Origin of the sequence: Vibrio sp. FF145, from assembly GCF_041439075.1 — a bacterium.
GTDB lineage: Bacteria > Pseudomonadota > Gammaproteobacteria > Enterobacterales > Vibrionaceae > Vibrio > Vibrio tasmaniensis_A.
In genome coordinates, this window is sequence record NZ_JBGONH010000010.1 from 50,398 (window position 1) to 71,902 (window position 21,505).

At 43.7% G+C, this 21,505-nt stretch carries 18 protein-coding genes; 9 read left to right on the plus strand and 9 right to left on the minus strand.

The genetic code is table 11. The features are described 5' to 3' along the window. Positions 1-77: 77 nt before the first annotated feature. Together ACED42_RS05790 and ACED42_RS05795 are read right to left on the minus strand one after the other, a co-directional pair. The gene (locus tag ACED42_RS05790; RefSeq protein WP_102250466.1) at positions 78-2,516 is read right to left on the minus strand and encodes a VolA/Pla-1 family phospholipase; all 2,439 of its coding nucleotides are present in this window, start codon (positions 2,514-2,516) and stop codon (positions 78-80) included. A gap of 13 nt (positions 2,517-2,529) precedes the next feature. Continuing rightward, a complete protein-coding gene (locus tag ACED42_RS05795) occupies positions 2,530-3,789 on the minus strand; it encodes an outer membrane protein transport protein (protein ID WP_371701804.1) in 1,260 nt (419 codons plus the stop codon). 357 nt (positions 3,790-4,146) lie between these two features. On the opposite strand from ACED42_RS05795, the gene ACED42_RS05800 reads away from it, so the two are divergent. After that, positions 4,147-5,229 (plus strand): site-2 protease family protein, encoded by a 1,083-nt coding sequence (locus ACED42_RS05800; RefSeq protein WP_371701806.1) that lies wholly within the window; start codon positions 4,147-4,149, stop codon positions 5,227-5,229. An 83-nt stretch (positions 5,230-5,312) separates the two neighbouring features. Here the strand turns inward: ACED42_RS05800 and ACED42_RS05805 are convergent, their stop codons facing one another. Next, positions 5,313-6,101 (minus strand): M48 family metallopeptidase, encoded by a 789-nt coding sequence (locus tag ACED42_RS05805; RefSeq protein WP_012600658.1) that lies wholly within the window; start codon positions 6,099-6,101, stop codon positions 5,313-5,315. Between the two features lie 183 nt (positions 6,102-6,284). Between ACED42_RS05805 and ACED42_RS05810 the strand changes: the two genes are divergently transcribed. From ACED42_RS05810 to ACED42_RS05830, 5 genes are all read left to right on the plus strand, one after another. Continuing rightward, entirely contained in the window at positions 6,285-6,710 is a 426-nt protein-coding gene (locus ACED42_RS05810; RefSeq protein ID WP_009845321.1) for a hotdog fold thioesterase, read from the plus strand. 73 nt (positions 6,711-6,783) lie between these two features. Next, entirely contained in the window at positions 6,784-7,017 is a 234-nt protein-coding gene (locus tag ACED42_RS05815; protein ID WP_009845322.1) for a DUF3389 domain-containing protein, read from the plus strand. Positions 7,018-7,171: 154 nt separating this feature from the next. Beyond that, positions 7,172-8,863 (plus strand): SgrR family transcriptional regulator, encoded by a 1,692-nt coding sequence (locus ACED42_RS05820; RefSeq protein WP_371701808.1) that lies wholly within the window; start codon positions 7,172-7,174, stop codon positions 8,861-8,863. A gap of 30 nt (positions 8,864-8,893) precedes the next feature. Next, on the plus strand, positions 8,894-9,802 hold the full coding sequence (locus ACED42_RS05825; RefSeq protein WP_017100541.1) for a DMT family transporter: 909 nt from the start codon (positions 8,894-8,896) through the stop codon (positions 9,800-9,802). 21 nt (positions 9,803-9,823) lie between these two features. After that, positions 9,824-10,075 carry a hypothetical protein gene (locus ACED42_RS05830; protein WP_009845325.1) on the plus strand — a complete coding sequence of 84 codons (252 nt, stop codon included), beginning with the start codon at positions 9,824-9,826 and terminating at the stop codon, positions 10,073-10,075. A 78-nt stretch (positions 10,076-10,153) separates the two neighbouring features. On the opposite strand, the gene ACED42_RS05835 is transcribed toward ACED42_RS05830, so the two are convergent. After that, on the minus strand, positions 10,154-10,762 hold the full coding sequence (locus ACED42_RS05835) for a DUF2238 domain-containing protein (RefSeq protein ID WP_029222769.1): 609 nt from the start codon (positions 10,760-10,762) through the stop codon (positions 10,154-10,156). Positions 10,763-10,962: 200 nt separating this feature from the next. Between ACED42_RS05835 and ACED42_RS05840 the strand changes: the two genes are divergently transcribed. Next, positions 10,963-11,802 carry an isopenicillin N synthase family oxygenase gene (locus ACED42_RS05840; RefSeq protein ID WP_009845327.1) on the plus strand — a complete coding sequence of 280 codons (840 nt, stop codon included), beginning with the start codon at positions 10,963-10,965 and terminating at the stop codon, positions 11,800-11,802. A 289-nt stretch (positions 11,803-12,091) separates the two neighbouring features. Further along, entirely contained in the window at positions 12,092-12,712 is a 621-nt protein-coding gene (locus ACED42_RS05845) for a DNA-J related domain-containing protein (protein WP_017102142.1), read from the plus strand. Between the two features lie 201 nt (positions 12,713-12,913). Here the strand turns inward: ACED42_RS05845 and mrdA are convergent, their stop codons facing one another. From mrdA to ACED42_RS05870, 5 genes are all read right to left on the minus strand, one after another. Beyond that, positions 12,914-14,812, minus strand: coding sequence for a penicillin-binding protein 2 (gene mrdA, locus ACED42_RS05850; RefSeq protein ID WP_371701810.1), 1,899 nt, complete (start codon positions 14,810-14,812; stop codon positions 12,914-12,916). A gap of 243 nt (positions 14,813-15,055) precedes the next feature. Then, positions 15,056-16,729, minus strand: a complete 1,674-nt coding sequence (locus ACED42_RS05855) for an ABC-ATPase domain-containing protein (RefSeq protein WP_135384334.1) — start codon at positions 16,727-16,729, stop codon at positions 15,056-15,058. Between the two features lie 118 nt (positions 16,730-16,847). After that, complete coding sequence (locus tag ACED42_RS05860) at positions 16,848-18,755, minus strand: EAL domain-containing protein (RefSeq protein ID WP_371701812.1); 1,908 nt, start codon at positions 18,753-18,755, stop codon at positions 16,848-16,850. Positions 18,756-18,933: 178 nt separating this feature from the next. After that, positions 18,934-20,133, minus strand: coding sequence for an enoyl-ACP reductase FabV (gene fabV, locus ACED42_RS05865; protein WP_371701814.1), 1,200 nt, complete (start codon positions 20,131-20,133; stop codon positions 18,934-18,936). An 81-nt stretch (positions 20,134-20,214) separates the two neighbouring features. Further along, complete coding sequence (locus tag ACED42_RS05870; protein WP_012600647.1) at positions 20,215-20,832, minus strand: arylesterase; 618 nt, start codon at positions 20,830-20,832, stop codon at positions 20,215-20,217. Between ACED42_RS05870 and ACED42_RS05875 the strand changes: the two genes are divergently transcribed. Next, positions 20,831-21,505, plus strand: coding sequence for an ABC transporter ATP-binding protein (locus ACED42_RS05875; protein ID WP_371701816.1), 675 nt, complete (start codon positions 20,831-20,833; stop codon positions 21,503-21,505). The two genes, ACED42_RS05870 and ACED42_RS05875, sit on opposite strands and share 2 nt — an antisense overlap.

A 21,505-nucleotide genomic window follows, 5' to 3' on the forward strand; every position in this document is an offset into this window, starting at 1 on the left:
TAACTAGGGATAGTTGGTTGGTGGTAGAAACAAAAATGCCAGCGGTTAGGCTGGCATTTGTTTAGTTGCAACTATTCTTATTCCAAGAAAGAAGCAGTAATAGATGCTGAAGTTAACGCGTTGTCGATCAAGAAGTCTACAGCTTGTGTCTGCATGCTTACATGATGACCTGCGTCCAAAGGTGTTGGTGTAGTGGTATCTTGCGGTATTACAAACGTACTGTGTGCAGCAACATCACTGAACTTAACAAAGTCCTTCGCACCGTCAGGGGTCGTCTTACTCGAATCAACGACTGTTAGGCCAAGCTTAGTTGCTAACGGTGTCGTTCCTGCGAACGGAGCGTTTGCCACAGTGTTTGGTACTGTATCATCACCTTGTACTTGCCCCATATAAATAGGCAGAACAGGTGAGCCAGAAGCAACTAGATAAGCAGCATTGGTAAATGGATCCACAGTATCCAACACAGTTTGTGCAGCGTAAGCGAACTGTTGGAAAGCGGCTGTCATAGTTGCTTTCTGTGCAGCGGTCGCGTTTGCTTCAAACGTTGTGTAACACTGTTTGCTAGAGAGGCTTCCACAGTTCGCGGTTGCGAAACCTGCGTATTCAGTTGAAGCGCTCAACGCAACGCTGTGCTTAACTTGAGGGCCAAACTCTGTAGAACCCAGTAGAAGGTTAGATATCTGACCGCCTGAGTTTTCTATCGCTGCTGAACTGAATGAGTAAAGCGAATTAGCTGCGACACTACCGAGAGTACGGTTAGAGGCTGCAACTGCTGTTGTTCCAACAATACCACCTAGCGAGTGGCCTAAGAACTTCACTTGTGAGCCAGTAGTTAGATTAAATGCCTTCAATGGAGACGTTGTGAGTGCCCCAGCTTTTAATGAAACGGCTAAAGATGCGCGTAAGCCCATAACATCAAGCGCACTTTGACGCACGTTATCGCGAGCGACGGGTAAGTTCGCCAAGTTCAGATAAGCTAACACGTCAGCGTTTGCCGAACGAGTATCATCTAAACTACGTGTACCGTGGAGCGGTAAGTCAATCGCCAATACAGCTACACCTGCTTTTGCAAGGTTGTAAGCGAAAGCATAAGCGTTTTCTTTCGCTGAGGTGATACCGTGTTGGTAGATCACAACATTAGTAGGATCAGAACCATTTGGCGTAAACAGTAAGAGTTCGACGTCTTCTAATGATTTAACTTGAGGAACAGGTGAGTATTTGGTGATGACTCGCTCGCTATCAAGTGCTGAACCATCTTTAAGAGTCAGGTTTAAACCAATGAGTTTAAGCTGCTCTGTTTGACTCGTCGCTAATATACTTGCATCAATACCAGCAGCAATAAGTTGAGCGGCCATGTTCGCCTTTTCTGCACTATTACTTAGAGCATTTGAAACCTTAGCTAGGCTAGGCATAGCGGATTCAAACGGCTGAGTATTCCATTTGCTGCTGCTTGTTTCTAAGTAGTGAGGTAACTTAACCGACCCTTGACTTACATTGACATCTGCACTTGATGCATCGTACATCGCCCCAATAGCAAATTTGGCTTTAGCAATCTTAGTCGAGTCGCCGCCACCAATGTATTTATCAAAATCAGTGTCATTTGCTAATGCTGTTTTGAATGTGACTGCAGGAAGAAACGACATAGTGTACGCGGCTTTTAGGTCAACCGAATTAGGGTTTGCACTGCCTTTCCATACACCGTTTAGGTTCGCAGAAGCCAACCCAGTCGCTGTTGCTGCTTTTGTTGCGAAAAGGGAACCGCCAACCGATTCGGTGGTAAACCACGTCGAGTAGATGATGTCTTTGGTATCAAGGCTAACTTTGCCAGCGGCATTTGCCCCTGCAAAGATTTGCTCTACACCCTGAGTTACTTTTTGTGCCTGAGCTAAGCTGCCGTCAGTATAGGTTACTGAACTTGATTTCAGAGCCGCATAGCTTGACGACATACCTACCGGTTCGCCATTAACATCGTTCAGTTCATTCGACAGTGCCAACACGTATTCGCTTGAAGCATCGAGTGAATCTTTAAATACAATAGTAAAGGCATCCGTTGCAGCGCTAGATAACACATTAAAGTGCGTACCTAGAGTCAACACGCCTGTAACCGTTGGTGGTGTTGTGGATGTGAGTGAACTGCTAAGTTTTAGAATGTAAACGCCGCCGGTCGCGACACCGTCGGCAAGACCGGTACCTTCGAAATTCATAACGATTGGCATCGAAGTAGACCAGCCATCCATTGTGTTCATTGCCGCAATTGGATTCGTTAACGAATCTTTACCACCCGTTGGTAATCCTAGAGTGCCATCCGTCGTGTCCATCAGAGCAAAGCTTGGCAGTGGAACCGCTTTGTTCGCACCACTTAGATGAAACTTAATACTCGTTGTGCGAGCCAGTGAATCTTGAATGTACTGCTCATATTTAACGGCAGTTGAGGCACCTGAACTCGAAGAGTCATCACCACAACCTGCAAGAAATATCGCCGAAGCAAGCAGCGAAACACTAAATAACTTTTTCATGTTTGAATTCCGTTTAGTTAAAGGTGTAGTTCAATTGAATTGCAGATAGGTAAGCTACTGCATCACCTGAAAACTCAAGCTTTTGACCCAGTTCGTTAGTTTCCGTGAAATCACCATCTTTACTTTGTACAAGTGCAAAACCAGCATCAATAGAAAGATCTGGGCTGTATTGGTAAGTCAAGCCAGTGCTGTACCAGTAACGATCGCTATCTGGGATACTTAACGTTGCTTGACCAGCTTGCTCGTCATAGGCAAGACCCGCCCTTAGTGTCCACTCTTGATTCAACTGATAAGTCGCACCCAACGAGTAGCGGTTGTTATCCTCGTAGTGTTCTGTCTTTTTAAAACACACACCATCTTTACAATCTGGACTGGTGGCTTTAAGTTCTTTAAAACTGCTCCAACCCGTTTGTTGCCAACCGTAGTGGATAGCCCACTGATCGGTCAGTTGGTGGAAAGCCGATATTTCAATAATTGAAGGTAAGGTAATTTTTAAGCGGCCAGTCGTTGCAGTTGCGCTACCTTGTACGATTCCACCGGTGTAATCTTTGAAATCACCATCGTCAAAATCAAGGTCAACTTCCGAACGATAAGCGATAGAAAATCGATTGTTTTCATTCAATTCATATAAGCCACCCACATTCCAACCAAATGCGAATGTTTCGCCAGTCATACTGATTAACTTCGTCGACGAAGGATCACCAGTAACATTTGAAATAGCACCTTGGTGTCGGTTGAGTTCAGCTTCTGCATAAACAAGGTTTACGCCAGCACCAATGCTGAATTGGTCGTCGATTCTATACGCTACGTTTGGGTTTAAATTGACAGACATTAGTGATGTATCACCAGCTAGATCACCCGCGTAGATATCATCTGGGTAATCGGTAGCAACACCGTAGTTGGAAAACATACCAATGCCCCAAGCCCATTGCTCATTGATTGGGCTAATGTAGTAAGCACCAGGTACAATCTGAAGGGGAGCGACGTCTTTAGATGTCTGACTTTGCCCGCCAGAACCTGGAACATTGTTTTGAGTAATGTCTACTTCTGGATCAACGACAGAAACCGAGCCTGAAAATTGGGCTGTATCAAATAGGGTCATTGCAGCGGGGTTTCTCGCAAGTACACTCGCGTTGTCGGCAACTGCACCTTCACCTGAAAATGCGCGTCCAAGGCCTGAGGCAGAATGCTCAGCAACTTGGAAACCAGCCGCAAGTGAATTACATGCAAATAGCACAGAAAGCGAAACGAGAGAGCGTTGTATTGTTTTCATCCTTGACCCTCCTAGGGCATCAAATCTCATTCTTATTGTTGAAAACACACTGAGCATTCTTATTTGTGATGCTCCAATGTAAATGACATGTTAAATTCATGTTTCATGTAAAGTCAAAGAATGAGTTATCATTTTGTGAAGTTATAATTTTACGGGGCGGGACTTTAACATTTATAATATGCATACAATCAATGCTTTATTTGTGGTTGGAGGTGTGACCAGAATGTTTATGCGCATTATCGGAATAAATAGTGTTCAATTGCTTAAATATGTAACAACTTCGTTTGTGTTTACCGTTAATCGCTAAATCGGCATAATACGGTTTCATTTACGATGGCATTAAATTGGAATTTAAGTTTGGAATTACTCGCGATAGAGTTTCTTGGAAAACCGCTTCGTTTAGAAGGTTCAATGGCTGGTTGGCAACAACTGTTCTGGGATAATACACTTGTGTCTCAACTGGATGCGACCTCAGAGCAAGATAATGCTCGAACTCACTCATTCATGTTGCAATCTGGCGAAGATACGTTGCAGTGTCACGTCGAGGCGTCAGTTCAATGGCAGCCATTTGAGATGTACTACAAAGCCTCCGTCAATGGTCAAACGATTGCCGAAGGTAACCGAGACACTAAAGACATCGAGCAACAAACTCCCGTTGTAGCACCTAAACCTGAGAAGCGTTTTAGCTTAATTGGATTAGTGTCGCTTGGTATGAAAGCATTAAAAAGTGCCAAGCTAATCAAAGTCGTACTTGCCTCAGCGAGCTTGGCTGCGTATTCATGGCTGTTTTCAATTCAATTTGCTTTGGCTCTAATCGCTTGCCTTATGTTCCATGAATACGGCCATATTAGAGCGATGAAATACTTTGGTATGAAGACCAAAGGCATCTATTTGATACCGTTCCTTGGTGGTTTAGCGTTATCCGATGAGAAGATCAATACGCGCTGGCAAGATGTAGTTATCTCAATCATGGGGCCATTGTTCGGATTGATATTGTCTTTGGTGTTTATGGTGTTGTACTGGATCACTGGCGAGATGTTCTTTGCTGGGCTTGCGGTATTCAACGCGCTATTGAACTTGTTTAATCTATTGCCAATTTTGCCTCTCGATGGCGGACATGTACTGAAAAGTATCAGTTTCTCAATGAACAGCGTGCTTGGTATTGTATTGTGTATCGCAGCAGCTGTTGCTGGTGTGGTACTGAGTTATCAGTTGAATCTTACCTTGTTTGGTTTCTTATTGATTATGGGTAGTGTGGAAATACTGTTCGAATGGAAAGGGCGTCACCACAGTCACTTGTTACCATTAGACAAATACGGTCAAGTCGTGTCGTTTGTTTGGTATGTGGGTTTAGTGAGTAGTTTGATTGGTGTTATCTGGTATTTTGCATCTACTAGTGATCAGCTATTAAGCCTACCATTGCAAATTCTTGGTACTTAACAAGAATCAAAACAAAAAAATGCCCTAGCCAATATGGATAGGGCATTTTTGTATTCGAAGTTTAGCGTCTAGACAAATGTAAATTACGCTTTGCAATTTGGTCTTGGAGAACCCGATTGGGGAAGCGTTTTGATCGTCGCTTGCAGATCTTTGATACGCGTACTGTGCGAAGGGTGTGTAGAAAGCAGTTCTGGGGGCTGATTACCACCCGATGCCTTCGCCATGTTTTGCCATAGGTCGACACTTTGGTTAGGATCGAATCCAGCTCTAGCCATATACTCTAGGCCAACAACATCGGCTTCAGACTCTTGAGTTCGCCCATACGGTAGAATAACGCCATACTGAACGCCTAAACCTAAAGCAGCCATCGTCATACCTTGATATTGGCTGTATTCTGATGCGCCTAATGCGATGCTAGTAACCGATAAACCAGTGTTAGCGATTTGAGACTGAGATAGGCGCTCGTTACTGTGGTCTGCTAAAACGTGCGCCACTTCGTGCCCGATAACTGTCGCGAGTTGGTCTTGATTAACCGCTACCTTAAGTAACCCGGTATATACGCCAATTTTTCCGCCTGGTAGGGCGAATGCGTTTACTTGGTCACTGTCAAAGACAACAACTTCCCATTCACTAAAACCTTGTTTAGGAATGTATTGCGTGATGCTGTTTGCAACGCACTGTACATAAGCGTTCGTTTTTGCATCTTTGCTGATGGGTTGTTCTTTCTTCATTTGTTCAAAAGACTGTGCTCCAAGCTGAGACATATCTTTATCTGAAAAAAGCAGTAATTGGTTTCTGCCTGTTGGGGAAGCGCTGCATGCACTTAGCCCAGCGAGTGTAAGAAGCGAGGCAAACTTCATCCATGACGTCATACAATATCCTCTGTGTATTCGGTTTTTATGCATGTTAACATCAACTTGTGTAATAGCTAGTAGCAGTAAGATAACTATTTCGGTAATAATCCCAGCAGTAATGCTAACGTTATTGGTTTTATCAACCTATTAACGATGATAAAACTGCACACGCGTAACAAAGCCAATAATTAAGGACCCTACATGAGTATTTGGAAAAAGCCCGTTGACCTAGAGATCTTCAACGCGACCTCGAAAAATACCTTAATTGAACACCTCAATATTGTATACACCGAGGTCAACGACAACTCTTTGGTGGCAACCATGCCGGTTTGTCATTTTACCCACCAACCTTTAGGTATGCTCCATGGCGGCGCATCGGTTGTATTAGCAGAAACGCTTGGCTCATTGGCTGCTAATTTTTGCGTTCCAGAAGGCTACTATTGCGTTGGGCTAGATATCAACGCAAACCACGTTAGATCAATGCGCGATGGCCATGTTGTCGGTACTGCTGAGCCTATTCACTTGGGTGTGTCTACCCAAGTATGGCAGATAAACATCACTGATGAGCGTCAACGCTTAGTCTGTACAAGTCGTTTAACTATTGCCGTGAAGAAACATAAGCGATAATAGGCTAAGCATTAGTTAGCTGTGTTTGTATTTATAAGAAGTAATCTGTATTTAAAAATAGTCCGAGAAATCCATGGTCATAACGTTTAAAAGTGGGAAAATCATCGCAACCGCACATGAGCTTGTCGTTCGTTTGGATGGTGAGCACAGAGTAACGCTACAAGCTCAAGTTGATGCAATCCAACTGATAGGAAAAGGGGCAAATGTCATTTCAGCCAATGGTTCTGAATGCAAGTGGTCGATTAAATTAGACAACGAACAGCAGCTTCGAGATATTGCCAATGAAATCGGCTGCGATGTGATGTAATCGTATACTGCAAAAGTACTTAGACCTTCTATTTGAATCAAATCTTAGGACACCATACCTAATAAATCGCAAGAAAATCACATCAGTAAGATTGATTTTAAGTCTTAAAATAGGGAAACTGAATTCAATGTCCTTTGAATAAGTTTTCCTCTTTATGAGCAGCCCAAGACTTCGCGTTCAATTTGAAACCCTGTTTGAATACTTCGATGGTAAAGATTCTGATGTTCAGCTCGACGACATCACGGATGTGCTTTGTTGTACCCGTCGTAATGCCCGGATGGTACTCAATAAGCTTGAAGAAGAAGGATGGATTGAGTGGTTACCTGCGGCTGGGCGAGGCAAGTTATCTCAACTTATTTTTAAGCAGAATCGTTGCGATGTCAGTGAAAACTTAGCAAGACGCTACTTACAAGAAGGTAAAATTGGACAAGCGCTGTCAGTGCTTGATCACAATGCAGCCAAGCTGACTCAAGTTATTCAAAATTACTTGGGTGTGCAATACCAGGAAGGTGAGCAGGTTATTCGTTTGCCTTATTACCGACCGCTTTCTATGCTTAACCCGACAAAGTCGATGCGACGATCTGAGCAGCATATTACCTGTCAGGTATTCAGTGGGTTAACACGTTTGGATGAGAACGATCAATTACAGCCCGATCTTGCTCATTCATGGCAAAAAATCAGCGATTATCAATGGCGATTCTTCTTGAGACCCGGAGTCCGTTTTCATAACGGAGAGCCTTTGTTAACTAATCATGTTGTGGATACGCTGCTAGCACTCGAACCTCTCAATATGTTCTCACATATAAAAGACGTCTCTTCTCCGGCAAACTGTGTGGTTGATGTCTTTTTAACGCGACCAGATAAACACTTCCCACTCGCTCTGACTGAATCTGTTGCCAAAGTCACCTTACCGATGATTTTACGTGGTGAAGACTACGATATTCGACCGATTGGTACTGGCCCTTATCGCATTGAAAAGAACGATGAGAAGCAACTCGTGCTAACGGCTTTTAACGGATATTTTGGTTTTAGGCCATTGATTGATCGTGTTGAGGTTTGGGTTGTTGATGAGGCTTACTCTTCAATGGTTTACCCAAGTCTTTCTAAGCCTGTAATGGCGGATCGCGGCGATAGCGACGAAGTCGAACTTGATCCCGGCTGTACCTATCTACTGTTGAATCGGAAAAAGGGCATCGCACAAGATCCTGCATGGGCGCAATTTTTATCTAATACTTTGAATGCGGCCGATCTGTTTGTACACATTCCGAAAGAAACTGTTATCGATTTGGGAGTGTTACACGCTTATGGGATAAAGCCCGGTTGGTATGACATCAAGTTGAACACGCCGGTTTGTCCACCAGCGAATGCGAAACCAACCATTAGATTGGCTTACCAATGCCAACACCCAATGTTTCCAACACTTGCGAAGGCTATTGTTACAGTGTTGAAGCAATATGACGTCGACGTTGAACTTTATGGTTACGAAACCGATCCTCCACACGCCGATAATGTCGATATTTGGATTAATCCAATGGGTATCGCTAACAATAGAGATGACGCGTTAGCGGGCTGGTTGATGGATTACAGCTTTCTCGATGAATCTAGCCCGGCAGAAGACTTCGATCAATGGTGTCACATGATCGATCGTTGGCGCTCGGGCGAATTCGAGCAATTCCCAGCAAGACAGTTAGGTAAACAATTGGTGCAAAGCAATCAATTGATTCCAATGTTCCACTGTTGGTTAGGCGTTAACAAAGATCAATGCGGTACGCTGCAGAACGCAAAGTGTAATGCACTCGGTTGGTTCGACTTTAGCCAAGTTTGGGTAAAACCGGACGTTGACTAAGACCAGAGATAACTTGATTAGGACAACACGATGCAAACGGTGATGATCACATTTATAACGCTGGTGGCGTTTGCTGCCAATTCAGTGTTGTGTCGTTGGGCTTTGATGGATCAAACCATTGATCCTTTGAGTTTCTCGATCGTTCGTATCATATCGGGTGCCCTTACACTTCTGATTTTATTAACTTTGTCTTCCCACTCTAAGTCTAGAGAGGAGCTAGTAAACAACGACAAGTCGGTAGAGACAAAGCTCAAATTACCGTTTCAATTCACATCAATATTGTCACTCCTCGTTTATATGTTTGGTTTCTCGTTTGCTTACTTAGAGCTTGGTGCAGGTCTCGGTGCTTTGGTTCTGTTTGTCGCGGTTCAATTTACGATGATTGCCGCACACCTGTTAGCTGGCAATAGAATGTCATTGTTAGAGTGGTGTGGTTGTTTGTTGTCAGTTTCTGGGCTCGTTTACTTACTCATGCCGACGGATTCGACAAGTTCGCCCGATATAACCTCCATCATATTGATGGCTCTGGCTGGAGTAGGTTGGGGAATTTATACACTTGCGGGTAAGAAATCCACGAACGCGTTGCAATCCACTACTTGCAACTTTGCATTTAGCTCGTTAGTGATCCTTGTGTTAGTAAGCTTGTTACTTGTCATCCCTAATGTGGCATCGCAAATATCCATCACAGAACAAGGCTTGATTTACGCAATATTGTCGGGCTCAGTGGCTTCTGGTGTGGGTTATAGTTTGTGGTATTACGTGGTGAAAAAACTGGATACAGTGGTCGCATCCATTGCACAGCTTTCTGTTCCCGTTATCGCGACACTTGGTGGCGTTTTGTTGTTATCTGAACCTGTTACTATGCAATTTATTATCTCATCGACTGTTATCTTACTTGGGATAAGCTTGGTTCTTGTCGCACCTAAACTTAAGAAATAAAGGGTTCAATCATTAACTTCTATGGCTAAACCAAACAAAAAACAACCGACTAAAACGGTTCAGATTTTCTGTGCGAAATGCAAAACGCAACTTTTTAAATATCGGAAAGGCGGCAAAGGGGCGCTCGTAAAGTGTTTTAAGGAACGTATAGTCGAAGATTTCACAAAAGACCCTTGTGTGTGCCCTGAATGCGGAATTGAATTTGCGCGAGATACCTTGGTTCGAGGTACGCCTGCCTACAAGTTTGTGGGGGGCAAGGTAACTATGAAGTAGTACAGAAAAAAAATGCCGCAACACATCATGCGTGTGGCATTTCACATTGTTTTTTATATTCAGAAGAAAGGTTAGCGCTTAATGAGCTCTAACTCGTCCTTGAAGTTGCAACAGTAATAGCGAGACAATGGCACCCGTTGTATCACACAGCATGTCTTTCTGTGCATCCCAAATATCACCTTGTGAGCCAAGGAACGCGATACCTTCATCACCACCTGCAATCTCTGCATACCACCACTCAATAATTTCATAACCTGCTGCAACACTCATGATCGCAAATAGGGCAAAGAAACAGGCTGGTATCGGCTGAGCCAATTTCTTACGAATCAAATACTCTGCGAGTGGATAGGCATAAAGACCAATAGAGAAATGGGCTACTCGGTCAAAGTTATTGCGCTCAGAGCCGATAAGGTTATTGAACCATTCAAATGGCACTTCTGCGAAGGTATATTTTGCGCCTATCGTGTGCAAAATAAGCCAGATAAACATCAGAGCATAAGCTGTCTTAGAAAAGGTGAGCTTGGTGGATAGCCACCATATCCCGATAAGAATACCGAGAGCAGGGACGATCTCAGCGATCCAAACGGCTCTTGAAGATGGCGCAAAGGCTGAAAAGAGAAAGATAACAAGATAGACAGCAGTTAGTGAGAGTAGAGGTCTATTTTGAGCAAGTGGCGTAATTGTCATCATCAGATCCTTTATAAGTTTTTTGTATAGTTACACAATAATGAACGGTGTTCAATTGCGTTCTAATCACTAGATTTGTTGAAAAGTAGTGTTATCGCCCAGTATCTAGACAAACGGTTGGCGGAGTTTCACAAAAGTTTGATTTACAACAAAGCGATCCTTAAAATCATTGCATTACTACATAACAAGAAAGAAAAGTCATGAAACTGGAAACTGTCGATTACCTTGCTGACGACGCAGCAGAACAATTTGTTCGATCTCTACGTGAAACGGGTTTTGGTGTTCTTAAGAATCACCCCATCCCAAAAGAGCTTGTTGAGTCAATTTACGAGAACTGGTACCAATTCTTCATTTCTGAAGAGAAAGAGAACTTCCACTTCAATGTTGAAACACAAGATGGATATTTTCCACCTTCAGTTTCTGAAGTTGCTAAGGGCCACACTGTAAAAGACATCAAAGAATACTTTCACGTATACCCTTGGGGTCAGATTCCTGAACAGTTAAAAGAACAGATTCTAGATTACTACCAACGTGCTAATGCTTTTGCTCAAGAACTATTAGGTTGGGTTGAAGCACATGCGCCTCAAGAAGTACAAGAGAAGTTCTCAATCGCGCTTTCTGAAATGATTAATGGCAGCGAACAAACACTGCTTCGCGTTCTTCATTACCCACCAATGCAAGGCGATGAAGAGCCAGGTGCTATCCGCGCAGCCGCTCACGAAGACATCAACTTACTGACTGTTCTTCCTGCAGCAAATGAGCCGGGCCTTCAAGTTAAAGCTCAGAATGACGAGTGGTTAGATGTTCCATGTGACTTCGGTAATATGATCATTAATATTGGTGACATGCTTCAAGAAGCATCAGGTGGTTACTTCCCATCGACAACTCACCGTGTAATTAACCCATCAGGTGAACGCCAAGAGAAATCTCGTATCTCTTTGCCACTATTCCTTCACCCAAAACCGGAAGTTGTACTGTCTGAGAAGTACACCGCAAATGAATACCTAATGGAACGTCTAAGAGAGCTTGGTGTTATCTAATTAACTAGTTCCTTGTGCTAAAATTGGTATAGATATCAGAGGTCAGCAAAATTGCTGGCCTTTTTTTGTTTTTCCAAAGAGCTAAACCAATCATAGCCAATTACTGGTCACCTTAGCTGCGTAATTTTGATGGATAACGGGCTCTTGAGCCAAGCAATTGAATGTGGTGTTCCATTAAGCTCGACAAATCGTAGAAAATCGCTTTCAATTAAGAGAAGTCAGCCCACTGACCTAGGGCAATTCATCATGCCTAACAAGCTAACAACTTAATAACCCAAATGAGCCAACTATGTCGAATAATCAAGGTGTGAGAGCGAGCTTTCATAGCCATATGGAGAACCCTTTGCTCTGGCCCATTATGGAAGTGCTTAAGCGAAAACCAAGTGGATGGAAAGTACACACACTGGCGGCTCATCTAAACGACCTTGGGTTTATGCCTGTATTAGATGCAGCAGCCGAGAAGGAGTTATTTAAAAAGAACTTTCTCATCATGAATGCGCTGTATCAGCTTCAAGAAACGTTGCACCCTGATGGTTGGCTTCAAGTTCAAGCAATGGATATTGAATTGATGAATGGAAGCTATCATGGAAATAGCCACAGCATTGATCACCAAGAGCCACTTCGAGACTACTACACTAATTGGACTAACTATGAAGCGGATGAAGGTGAAGTCAAAAGGCTGCTGAACGAGTTTTGGACTCGGTACAGAAAGTTTGTTGGCGTTGATACGCTCAATTTAGATAAAAACCGTGCATTGAAGTTATTTGATCTCCCTGTAGACGCAACGCATAAGGAAATAAGAAAGCGTTGGCGACAGCTGGCGTTGCGGTGGCATCCCGATAGAGACGAGGGCAATACGGCAAAATTCCAGACGCTTTGTGAAGCGTGGCATGTATTACGAAGTTCATGATCGACGTAACTCTTACTGCGCTGTTTATTGACTCTTTAGAGTGAAATTTAAGCCCTATATATAAAATTGAAAAGCACCATGTTGTGAGTGACACAAGTGGGGCTTTGTCGTCATTACGCTTGTATTGTAACTAGGCTATGTGTTGTAACTAGGTTATGTATTGTTACTAGGTTAAGCGTCGTTACAACTTCATTTATTATGCTATGAGTGATCTTTACTTTCGCCACTCTTATGTTCGAATGCATAGTCGAGTACTTTACGGATATAAGGAGCACCGACCTTGGAACCACCATTACCGTGCTCGATGACCACAGTCGCGACATATTCAGGGTGTTCGTAAGGTGCGAAGGCCGTGTAAAGCGCATGGTCTAGTAAATGCCGAGCCAGTTTCTTGGAGTTATAGACCTGATCTTTTGCAAGATCAAATACTTGGGCTGTTCCCGATTTACCGCCACTAGTGTAGTCAGTTCCTTTAAATGCACGTCTGCCGCTACCTCGACTGCCGTGGTTTACGAGTCGCATCGCATTAATAGGTACATCCCATATCTCGTCTGGTACTTCAGTGATCGACAGCATCGGCTCAGGTTCAACAAGTTTTTGCGTATCAAAATCTTCACCGTGATCTAAGGTAGCTCTCAAGATATGAGGTGACATTACCTTCCCATGGTTAACCAGTACCGAGGTTGCTTTGGCAAGTTGCATTGGCGTGGATGTCCAATACCCTTGGCCAATACCAATAGGGACGGTGTCACCTTGATACCAAGGTGTACGATAACGCATCATCTTCCATTCTCGAGTTGGCATGTTGGCGGTGCTTTCTTCATAGATATCGATGCCCGTAGGTTCACCAAAACCAAAGCGATTCATCCAACTTGAGATGCGGTCAATACCTAAATCAAAGGCGGTTTGATAGAAGAATGAATCCACCGACTCTTCAATCGCTTGAGTTACGTCAACAGGACCGTGACCCCAGCGTTTCCAGTCTCGCCATGATTTAGAGTTGCGTTTGGAACCGGGAATTTGCCATGAACCGTGATCATCACGAATGGTGTTTTCTGATATAACATGCTCTTGTAATCCAGCAACGGCCATAAATGGTTTTATGGTGGATGCTGGAGGGTAAACGCCCAGTGTGGTGCGATTCACCAACGGGTGAGCAGGGTCATTCAATAGACGTTGGTAGTTCTTACTCGAAATGCCGTCGACAAATAGATTAGGGTCATAACTTGGGCTAGATGCCATCGCCAGTACACTGTTGTCTTTTGGATCGAGGATAACCGCACTTCCGGTTCGGTGATCAAGTTGCTCAAATACATATTTTTGCAGTTCAAGGTCAATATTTAATACTATGTCTTTGCCTGCAACTGGCGGCACGTACTCAATAGTCCGAACAACACGGCCACGGCTGTTTACTTCAACTTCTTGATAGCCTTTGGTTCCGTGTAGGATATCTTCGTAATAGCGTTCGACACCGAGCTTACCAATAATAGTAGTCGCTTGATAATTCGCTTCGATGCCTTTTTCTTCTAGCTTCTTTAGGTCACTATCATTGATATGTGCTACATACCCTAATACATGCGTCAGCACCTCTCCATTTGGGTAAAAGCGCTTTAAGTTCGTATCAATCGATAAGCCGGGAAATTGGTACTGGTGCACCGAGAACTTAGCAATCTCTTCTTCACTTAGGTTCTCTAATATAGTGACAGATTTGAAACGGCGCGTGTTGTGATAACGTTTTTTGAATCGAGCGATCTGCTCAACATCACGCGGGATGTATTTGTCGAGCTTGGCGAGCATGGTATCGACATCATCTGTTTGCTCGGGAATCATCGTTAGATTAAACACAAGCTTGTTCTCGGCAAGCAACACACCATTACGATCGTAAATTAGCCCGCGAGTAGGCGCGATAGGCAATACTTTGATTCTGTTGCCATCCGCACGAGTTTGATAGCTTTCAAAATTGTCGACTTGAAGTCGGTACAGGTTGGCGACTAAGACGAGAGTGAGCAGTAAGATCCCACAAAACGCCACGATTACACGGTTTTTGAATAGGTTTACTTCGATTTTATGGTCACGCATCTTAACGCGTTTATGATTCATTGAAGCCTCAAGAGTCTGTTACATTTAGTTACACCTATCGAGTCGGAACTTTATCTGAATATCGCCATAGTTTTGTCAAAGCTGTGTCATGATTTTTGGGATTTCTATGATTAAAGCGCTGACCAACAATGTAGTCACGTAAAGAGTGGCCGAATCAGATAGAAATATAGGAATTGAACGCAAAAAAACGGCTCTCATAAATGAGAGCCGTAATACGAGATAAGGTTAACTTAACGCGACATATTAGTTCGAGTTGGAGTTCGAGTTCGAAGGTTTGAACTGAGATTTACGCATACGGTTTAGTGCGGCCATTACATCCAATACTCTTGGTTTCGCTAAGTCACCGTAGTTTGGCATGTTCACGTGCCACTCATCGCTTAAGATAGCGCTAAACTCTTTAGCAGGGTTGTTTGACCAACCTGGAGTTTGTGCAAACTGGAACCATGCCCAACCAATCGCGTTCACTTCTGACGTTGATTCTAACTGCTCTAATGCAGAAAGGTCCGCGAATTCCTTGCCAAAACGCAGTGACTCTTTGCCTTTCGCGTTAACTCGGAATTTGCCGTCAGTAAGAATATTCATCAATGCTGCACGGTTTAACGAACGAGGAACAAACGTTTCTAATGCGGTCTCACATTCGTTAGTTCTCTGAGTAGGGTGTTGAGCGATGACTTCTTGTGCTTTATCAGTTACGTCTACTGCTTGGTAGTCGTGCATTTGAATCACAGTGTCAGCCACGTCTAGGTAATCGCCAGAACCACCCATTACAACAATGGTAGAGATATCCATCTCTTCACGTAGTTGGCCAATACGGTCAACAAGTGGAGTGATTGGCTCAGCACCTTTTGATACTAGCGCTTGCATACGTTCGTCACGAATCATGAAGTTAGTCGCTGACGTATCTTCATCAATAAGTAGCGTTTGAACGCCTGCTTCAATTGATTCTTGTAACCAAGCCGCTTGCGATGTAGAACCTGATGCATCTTGTGTGCTGAAATTAGACGTGTCTTTCTGCATTGGTAAATGGTTGATGTAGTTTGAAAGATTCAAGTTGTGTACACATCGGCCATCTTCAGCACGGATCTTCATCGTATCGGTCGCAGTCACGATACCTTCACGGCCATCACCAGGAATATGGTTATAGATAGAACGTTCAACGGCGTTCAATAGTGTAGATTTACCATGGAAACCACCACCAACGATCAGCGTGATGCCTTTAGGAATACCCAGGCCAGTCACATCACCTTGGTTTGGCGCGTTTAGCGTCACACTTAAAGACTCTGGTGCTAGGAAAGGAACCGCGCCTTTCATTGGCAGGTCGCAGTTACCTGCAATACGAGGTAATACACTGCCATTTGCAACGAATGCTGCTAGGTTGTTTTCTTCCAATTGAGCACGCAATGCGTCTTGGTCTTCAACAGCTTCACAATGCTTAATCATCGCTTCGATGTTGAGTTCGCGTTCAAGCGTTGCGCGACGAATAAACTTAGGCAAATAGAATGTAATGATGTTGATTGCTTTCTTTGCAAGAATACTACGACCATCAGCGGGTAGGTTGATACGAAAACGAATTTCGATACCGTGCTCGGTGAAAACCACAGATGTGTTATCCAAAACAGTTTGGCCGGTTAGTGCGATAGACACTGTCGCTTCTTGCTTAGCAAATTCAGAGAAGCTACGTGCAATAAAATCACGCGCTGCTACTTGGTATTCGTAAGATTTTTCTTTAAGCCAATCTAACCCTGTTAACGACCAAGCGCGTGTTGCGCGAAAACGTGAAGATGATGCATACGGGTCACCTTGAACGTGGTCGATGTGTAATTCGAAATCAGCAAAGTCGTATTGACCTTTAATTTGTTGATATGCGCGGAAGTTTTGTTTTTCGAGCTTTTTAAGCTTTGCAGTCAACTGATCCATAACGAGGAATGCCTATATAAAGGGAAGATAAAACAGAAAGGCGGCGATTATAAAAATCACCACCTATAGAGTAAAGAGAAAGTAGGCCTAAATTCAAAACAAAGTGCTCTTTTTCGCTTTAAGCGTAACGAGTTGTCCCCAAATAGTTTTGATTGATTAAGCTGTGTTCGAATTCTTGGCTCGGCATTGGCTTGCCATAAAGGTAACCTTGTCCCACATCACAACCTTCATTGATGATAAATTGCTCCTGAACCTCCGATTCTATACCTTCAATTGTGACTTTTAAGTCGAGCTTTTTCGCGATTTGGACTATAGACCGAACGATCTCCGAGTCTTCCTGTGAGTTGAGCATTTGGTCGATGAAGCTCTTATCAATTTTAATCGTATCGAATGGGAATTTCTTAAGGTAACTAAATGAGGCATAGCCCGTCCCAAAGTCATCCAGTGACAATGTAACGCCAATGTTGTGTAACGATTCCAATGTGTTTTTCGCGACGACTTCATCTGCAATGAGGCAACTTTCCGTGACTTCAAGTTCTAAGAAATGAGGTTCCAGGTGATAGGTTTCCAACAGGTGAATAATCTGGTCTGCGAAATCAACATTCTTTAATTGAATAGCAGACACGTTTACGGCTATTTTGAAATCTTCAACGTATTCGGTCCACTCTTTCGCTTGCTCAATCGCGTTGCGCAGAGCAAAATTTCCTACTTCGAAAATTAACCCGTTTTGCTCGGCCATGTGTATTAAGGTTTCGTTAGAGATATCTCCCAGAACGGGGTGTCGCCAACGCAGTAGAGCTTCTGCACCAACCCAGCGGTGAGTCAACGGGCAGACTTTTGGTTGAAAATAGAGCATAAGGTCATCATTACGAACCGCTTGGAGCAAATAACCTTCAATTTTATTGATATGACTTTGTTCTTCAGCATGAGACTGAGAATAGTAAGCGAACTTCTGTCCGGAATCTTTACATGCCAGCATCGCTTCTGAAGATTTTTGGATAATGCTGTCAGCACCATCGTCGTGATCAGTAATGGCAATCCCTATAAAGGCATGCAGATGAACTTTGTCACTACCGATGTCAAATTCTGAATGACCCACTTTTACCAATGTCTGGCATAGTTCTTCGATACGCTGGTGCAAATCTTTAACGCTGAACGCCAACACAAGGTCAACTGAAGTAGGGCGCGCAGTTAGCACCTCAATATCAGAGATACTGTCGATGCGTTGTCGGTATTCAACCAGCACTTGGTCTAACGCGTTGTAGCCATATCGAGCTTGAATGCGCCTGCCATTAGTAAATCCAATATGGATTACCGCGAGTGAGCCACCTGTAAACCTTTGTTGTGACAACAACTTCTGATCTAAGCGCGACTCAAAAGCACTTCGGTTCAAAAAGCCCGTGCCGAGGTCATGATTTTTTTGGAAATTGATCTCTTGTTCTGCCGCTCTTCGCTTATCAATCTCTTGGTTTAATGAATAATTAAGACTCGCGAGATCTTTAGTGCGAGTCGCGACGCGGCTTTTTAAGTCTCGATTCATTTGAGTGAGTTTAGCGTGTTGAAACAAGGTTTTTAATTGAGATTCTATCGAGGTGCGAAAGCTTTCTAATAGCTTAATATAGGTAGGCGTGTAGTGATTTTCTTTCGAGTCCAAGATACAAATGGTGCCGAACAATTCGCCGTTAGGCCAAAATAGCGGAATGCCACAATAAGAGATTAAGCCAAGCTTTGTGTCGGGGTTATTTTTCCAATCAACATCGGCAAGCGCATTGGGTACTAAAAGCTGCTGCTGAGATTCCATTACCGTTTCGCAGTAAAGCCCATTTCCTAATGTTTCAGAATCGCCTTTGTTATAAGGGTTATCCTGACTGTGGCTGGTAGAGAAAACTTCAATGTAGTTGGTATGAACACGCATGATAAGTGCAGCAGGCACTTTAGTGATTTGAGCCAAGAGGTCGACAATATTCTGCCAGCTGGAGGCCATATCGTCAGGGATATCTAAGTCTATCGTTTTTATCTTCTTCATATGACTCCGAGTCAATTATGCTAAATGCATCAACACATCCTGTGTTAATTAAGATGAACCAAATAAACTGTGAATATTACATTAACTAAGTATAAGAAATGTTGCACAAAAAAACCTCCGCAATTTTGCGGAAGTTTTCAAATGTGAATCTGGGTCTCAGTAATGAGATAAGTTTCGATTAAGGCTTTAACTTTATAAAATCATCAGTGTTAAGTTTCTCTTTATAGTCTACCGATGGTTGAGCAAAACCGTTCAACTGTAAAAACTCTTCTTTAAAGCCTTGATAGTCACCGATTGATTGGAAGTTGTTTTCATCCATAGCTTCAAGTAGTTCAGTCACATGAGCTTGGGTTTCTGGGTCGAGTTCCCATTCATCCATCCGAATTAGGCGCTCGCCATCAAGTGGTACTTTGGTTTGTCCGTACAGCTTACTGCTGAATAAGCGTTGCATTTGTTGGATACAGCCTTCGTGGGTCTCTTTTTCTTTCATCACTCTATATAAAGCGAGTAGGTAAGGGCTTAGCCCCGGAATGAATACGCTCGCCTTGGTGACTAATGCCTTACACACGGTCGCGTAAGCATTACCGCCAAAGTTAGCTAGTTCAAGGTTAAGTGCGTGACTTGTTTGATGAAGGTCTATTTTAGCGCGGCCCAAAGTACCGTCTAAGTAGATAGGGTGCGTGACTTCTGGACCAACGTAAGAAAAAGCAATGGTTTTGCAACCTGGGGCAATAGATTCAGCATTGATCAGCTCATCTATCCACTGTTCCCAATCTTCGCCGCCCATGACTTTGAGTGTGCTTTCGGCTTCTTCTTCCGTTGCAGCATCAAGTGTGTTGGTCACCCAGTTGTCGTGCTCTAGTGAGATAGTCGCACCAGTCACGCTTTCACCGATTGGCTTAATGGTTGAGCGCCAGAATTCTTCGGTATTTGGTTTGGGTCTTACGCCAGCGGCTAAGCTGTAGATAATCAGATCCACTTCACCTTCGAAGTAGGTTTCAATGGCTTCGACAACTTGTGAACGTGTTTCTTGTGAAAATGCGTCGCCAACAATGTTGATAGCAGTGCGTTGCTCTCGTTCGGCTTCTTTCTTGAAATAGATGTTGTTGTACCAACCAGCGCTGCCTAGGGATTTTTCGTTAGGACCGCGCTCGAATGAGACGCCGATGGTGTCAGCTTTTGCACCGCCAAAGGTAAGGGCAATGCGAGCGGCAAGGCCAAAGCCAGAGGAAGCACCGATAATCAGTACTCGCTTAGGGCCATCTTTGATCTGCGGCGCACTCTTAACAAACTTGATTTGTTGCTTTACGGCTTCTTGACAGCCTAGAGGGTGAGCGCTTTTGGCTACCACACCCTTGATAATAGGTTCGATCAGCATAAATAACCTTACAGTTAACGGTGATATGCACTCAGGCTAACGTAAAGCTGTGTAAAATTTATTGAGCTAGACCATTAAAACCTAAAGATACTGATATAATTCTTTGGCGACAAATTCAGCAATCCAAGGCTGAGCTTCTGGTTTTGGATGCAGTCCATCGTTCATCATCCACTCAGGTTTGAGGATGATATGCTCTAGAAAAAACGGCAAAAGTGGCACGCTTTGTTGATCAGCAAGCGCTGCAAAGACGTATTCAAACTGCTGGTTGTAACGCTTACCGTAATTCGGTGGGATTTTAATCTTCATCATAATAGGTTTCGCGCCCGCAGCTTTTATCTGCTTAATGATTTGATCAAGATTCGCAGACATCAGCTTAGGTGGGAATCCACGAAGACCATCATTCGCACCGAGTTCGATAAGAACTGTGTCTGGGGCGTGTTCTTCAAGCAATTGTGGTAAACGAGCTAAGCCATTGCCAGTTGTGTCACCAGAAATACTTCCGTTGACCACGGTTACCGTTTTGTCATGCTTTGCTAACGCGTCTGGTAACAGGCTTGGCCAACTCTGTTTGATGTCCATGTTATAACCAGCACTCAAGCTATCACCAAGCACCAGTAACTTAGAATCTAACTCGGTATCTTGAGCCAAAGAAGCGGTTGAAAATATAATTAAGAATAAAAAGGAAATTAGTCGAGTCATGCATACATCCATCATTAAAGCAGAAGCTGTTTCGAAGACAGTGTCTACTAATCAAGAACATTTAACAATCTTAGAGCATGTTGATATCGATATTCGTGAGGGTGAAACGGTTGCGATCGTCGGTACTTCAGGTGCGGGTAAATCCACGTTAATGACACTGCTTGCAGGGCTCGATGTGCCAACTTATGGCGAAATCAGTTTGTTAGGCCAACCTCTATCACAGCTTGATGACGAAGCGAGAGCCAAAATCCGCAGTGAATCCGTGGGGTTTGTTTTCCAAAGCTTCTTATTGATCCCAAGCCTTTCTGCCCTGCAAAACGTCACGCTGCCTTGTTTGTTGAAAGGTGAAGACGAAGACATCGAACGCGCGACGGCTTTGCTTGAATCAGTGGGCTTGAAAGACAGGCTTGATCACCTGCCATCTCAGCTATCAGGCGGTGAACAACAAAGGGTCGCATTGGCTCGCGCGTTTATGATTAAGCCTAAAATTTTGTTCGCCGATGAACCTACAGGCAACTTAGACCAACAAACGGCAGCGAAAATCGTCGAGCTGTTGTTCGAACTTAATTCATCGCACGGTACAACGCTTGTTCTCGTCACGCATGACCCTAAGCTCGCACAGCGTTGCCAACGAACCTTGAAAATGCATGTCGGTCACATAGAGGAAGTGTAA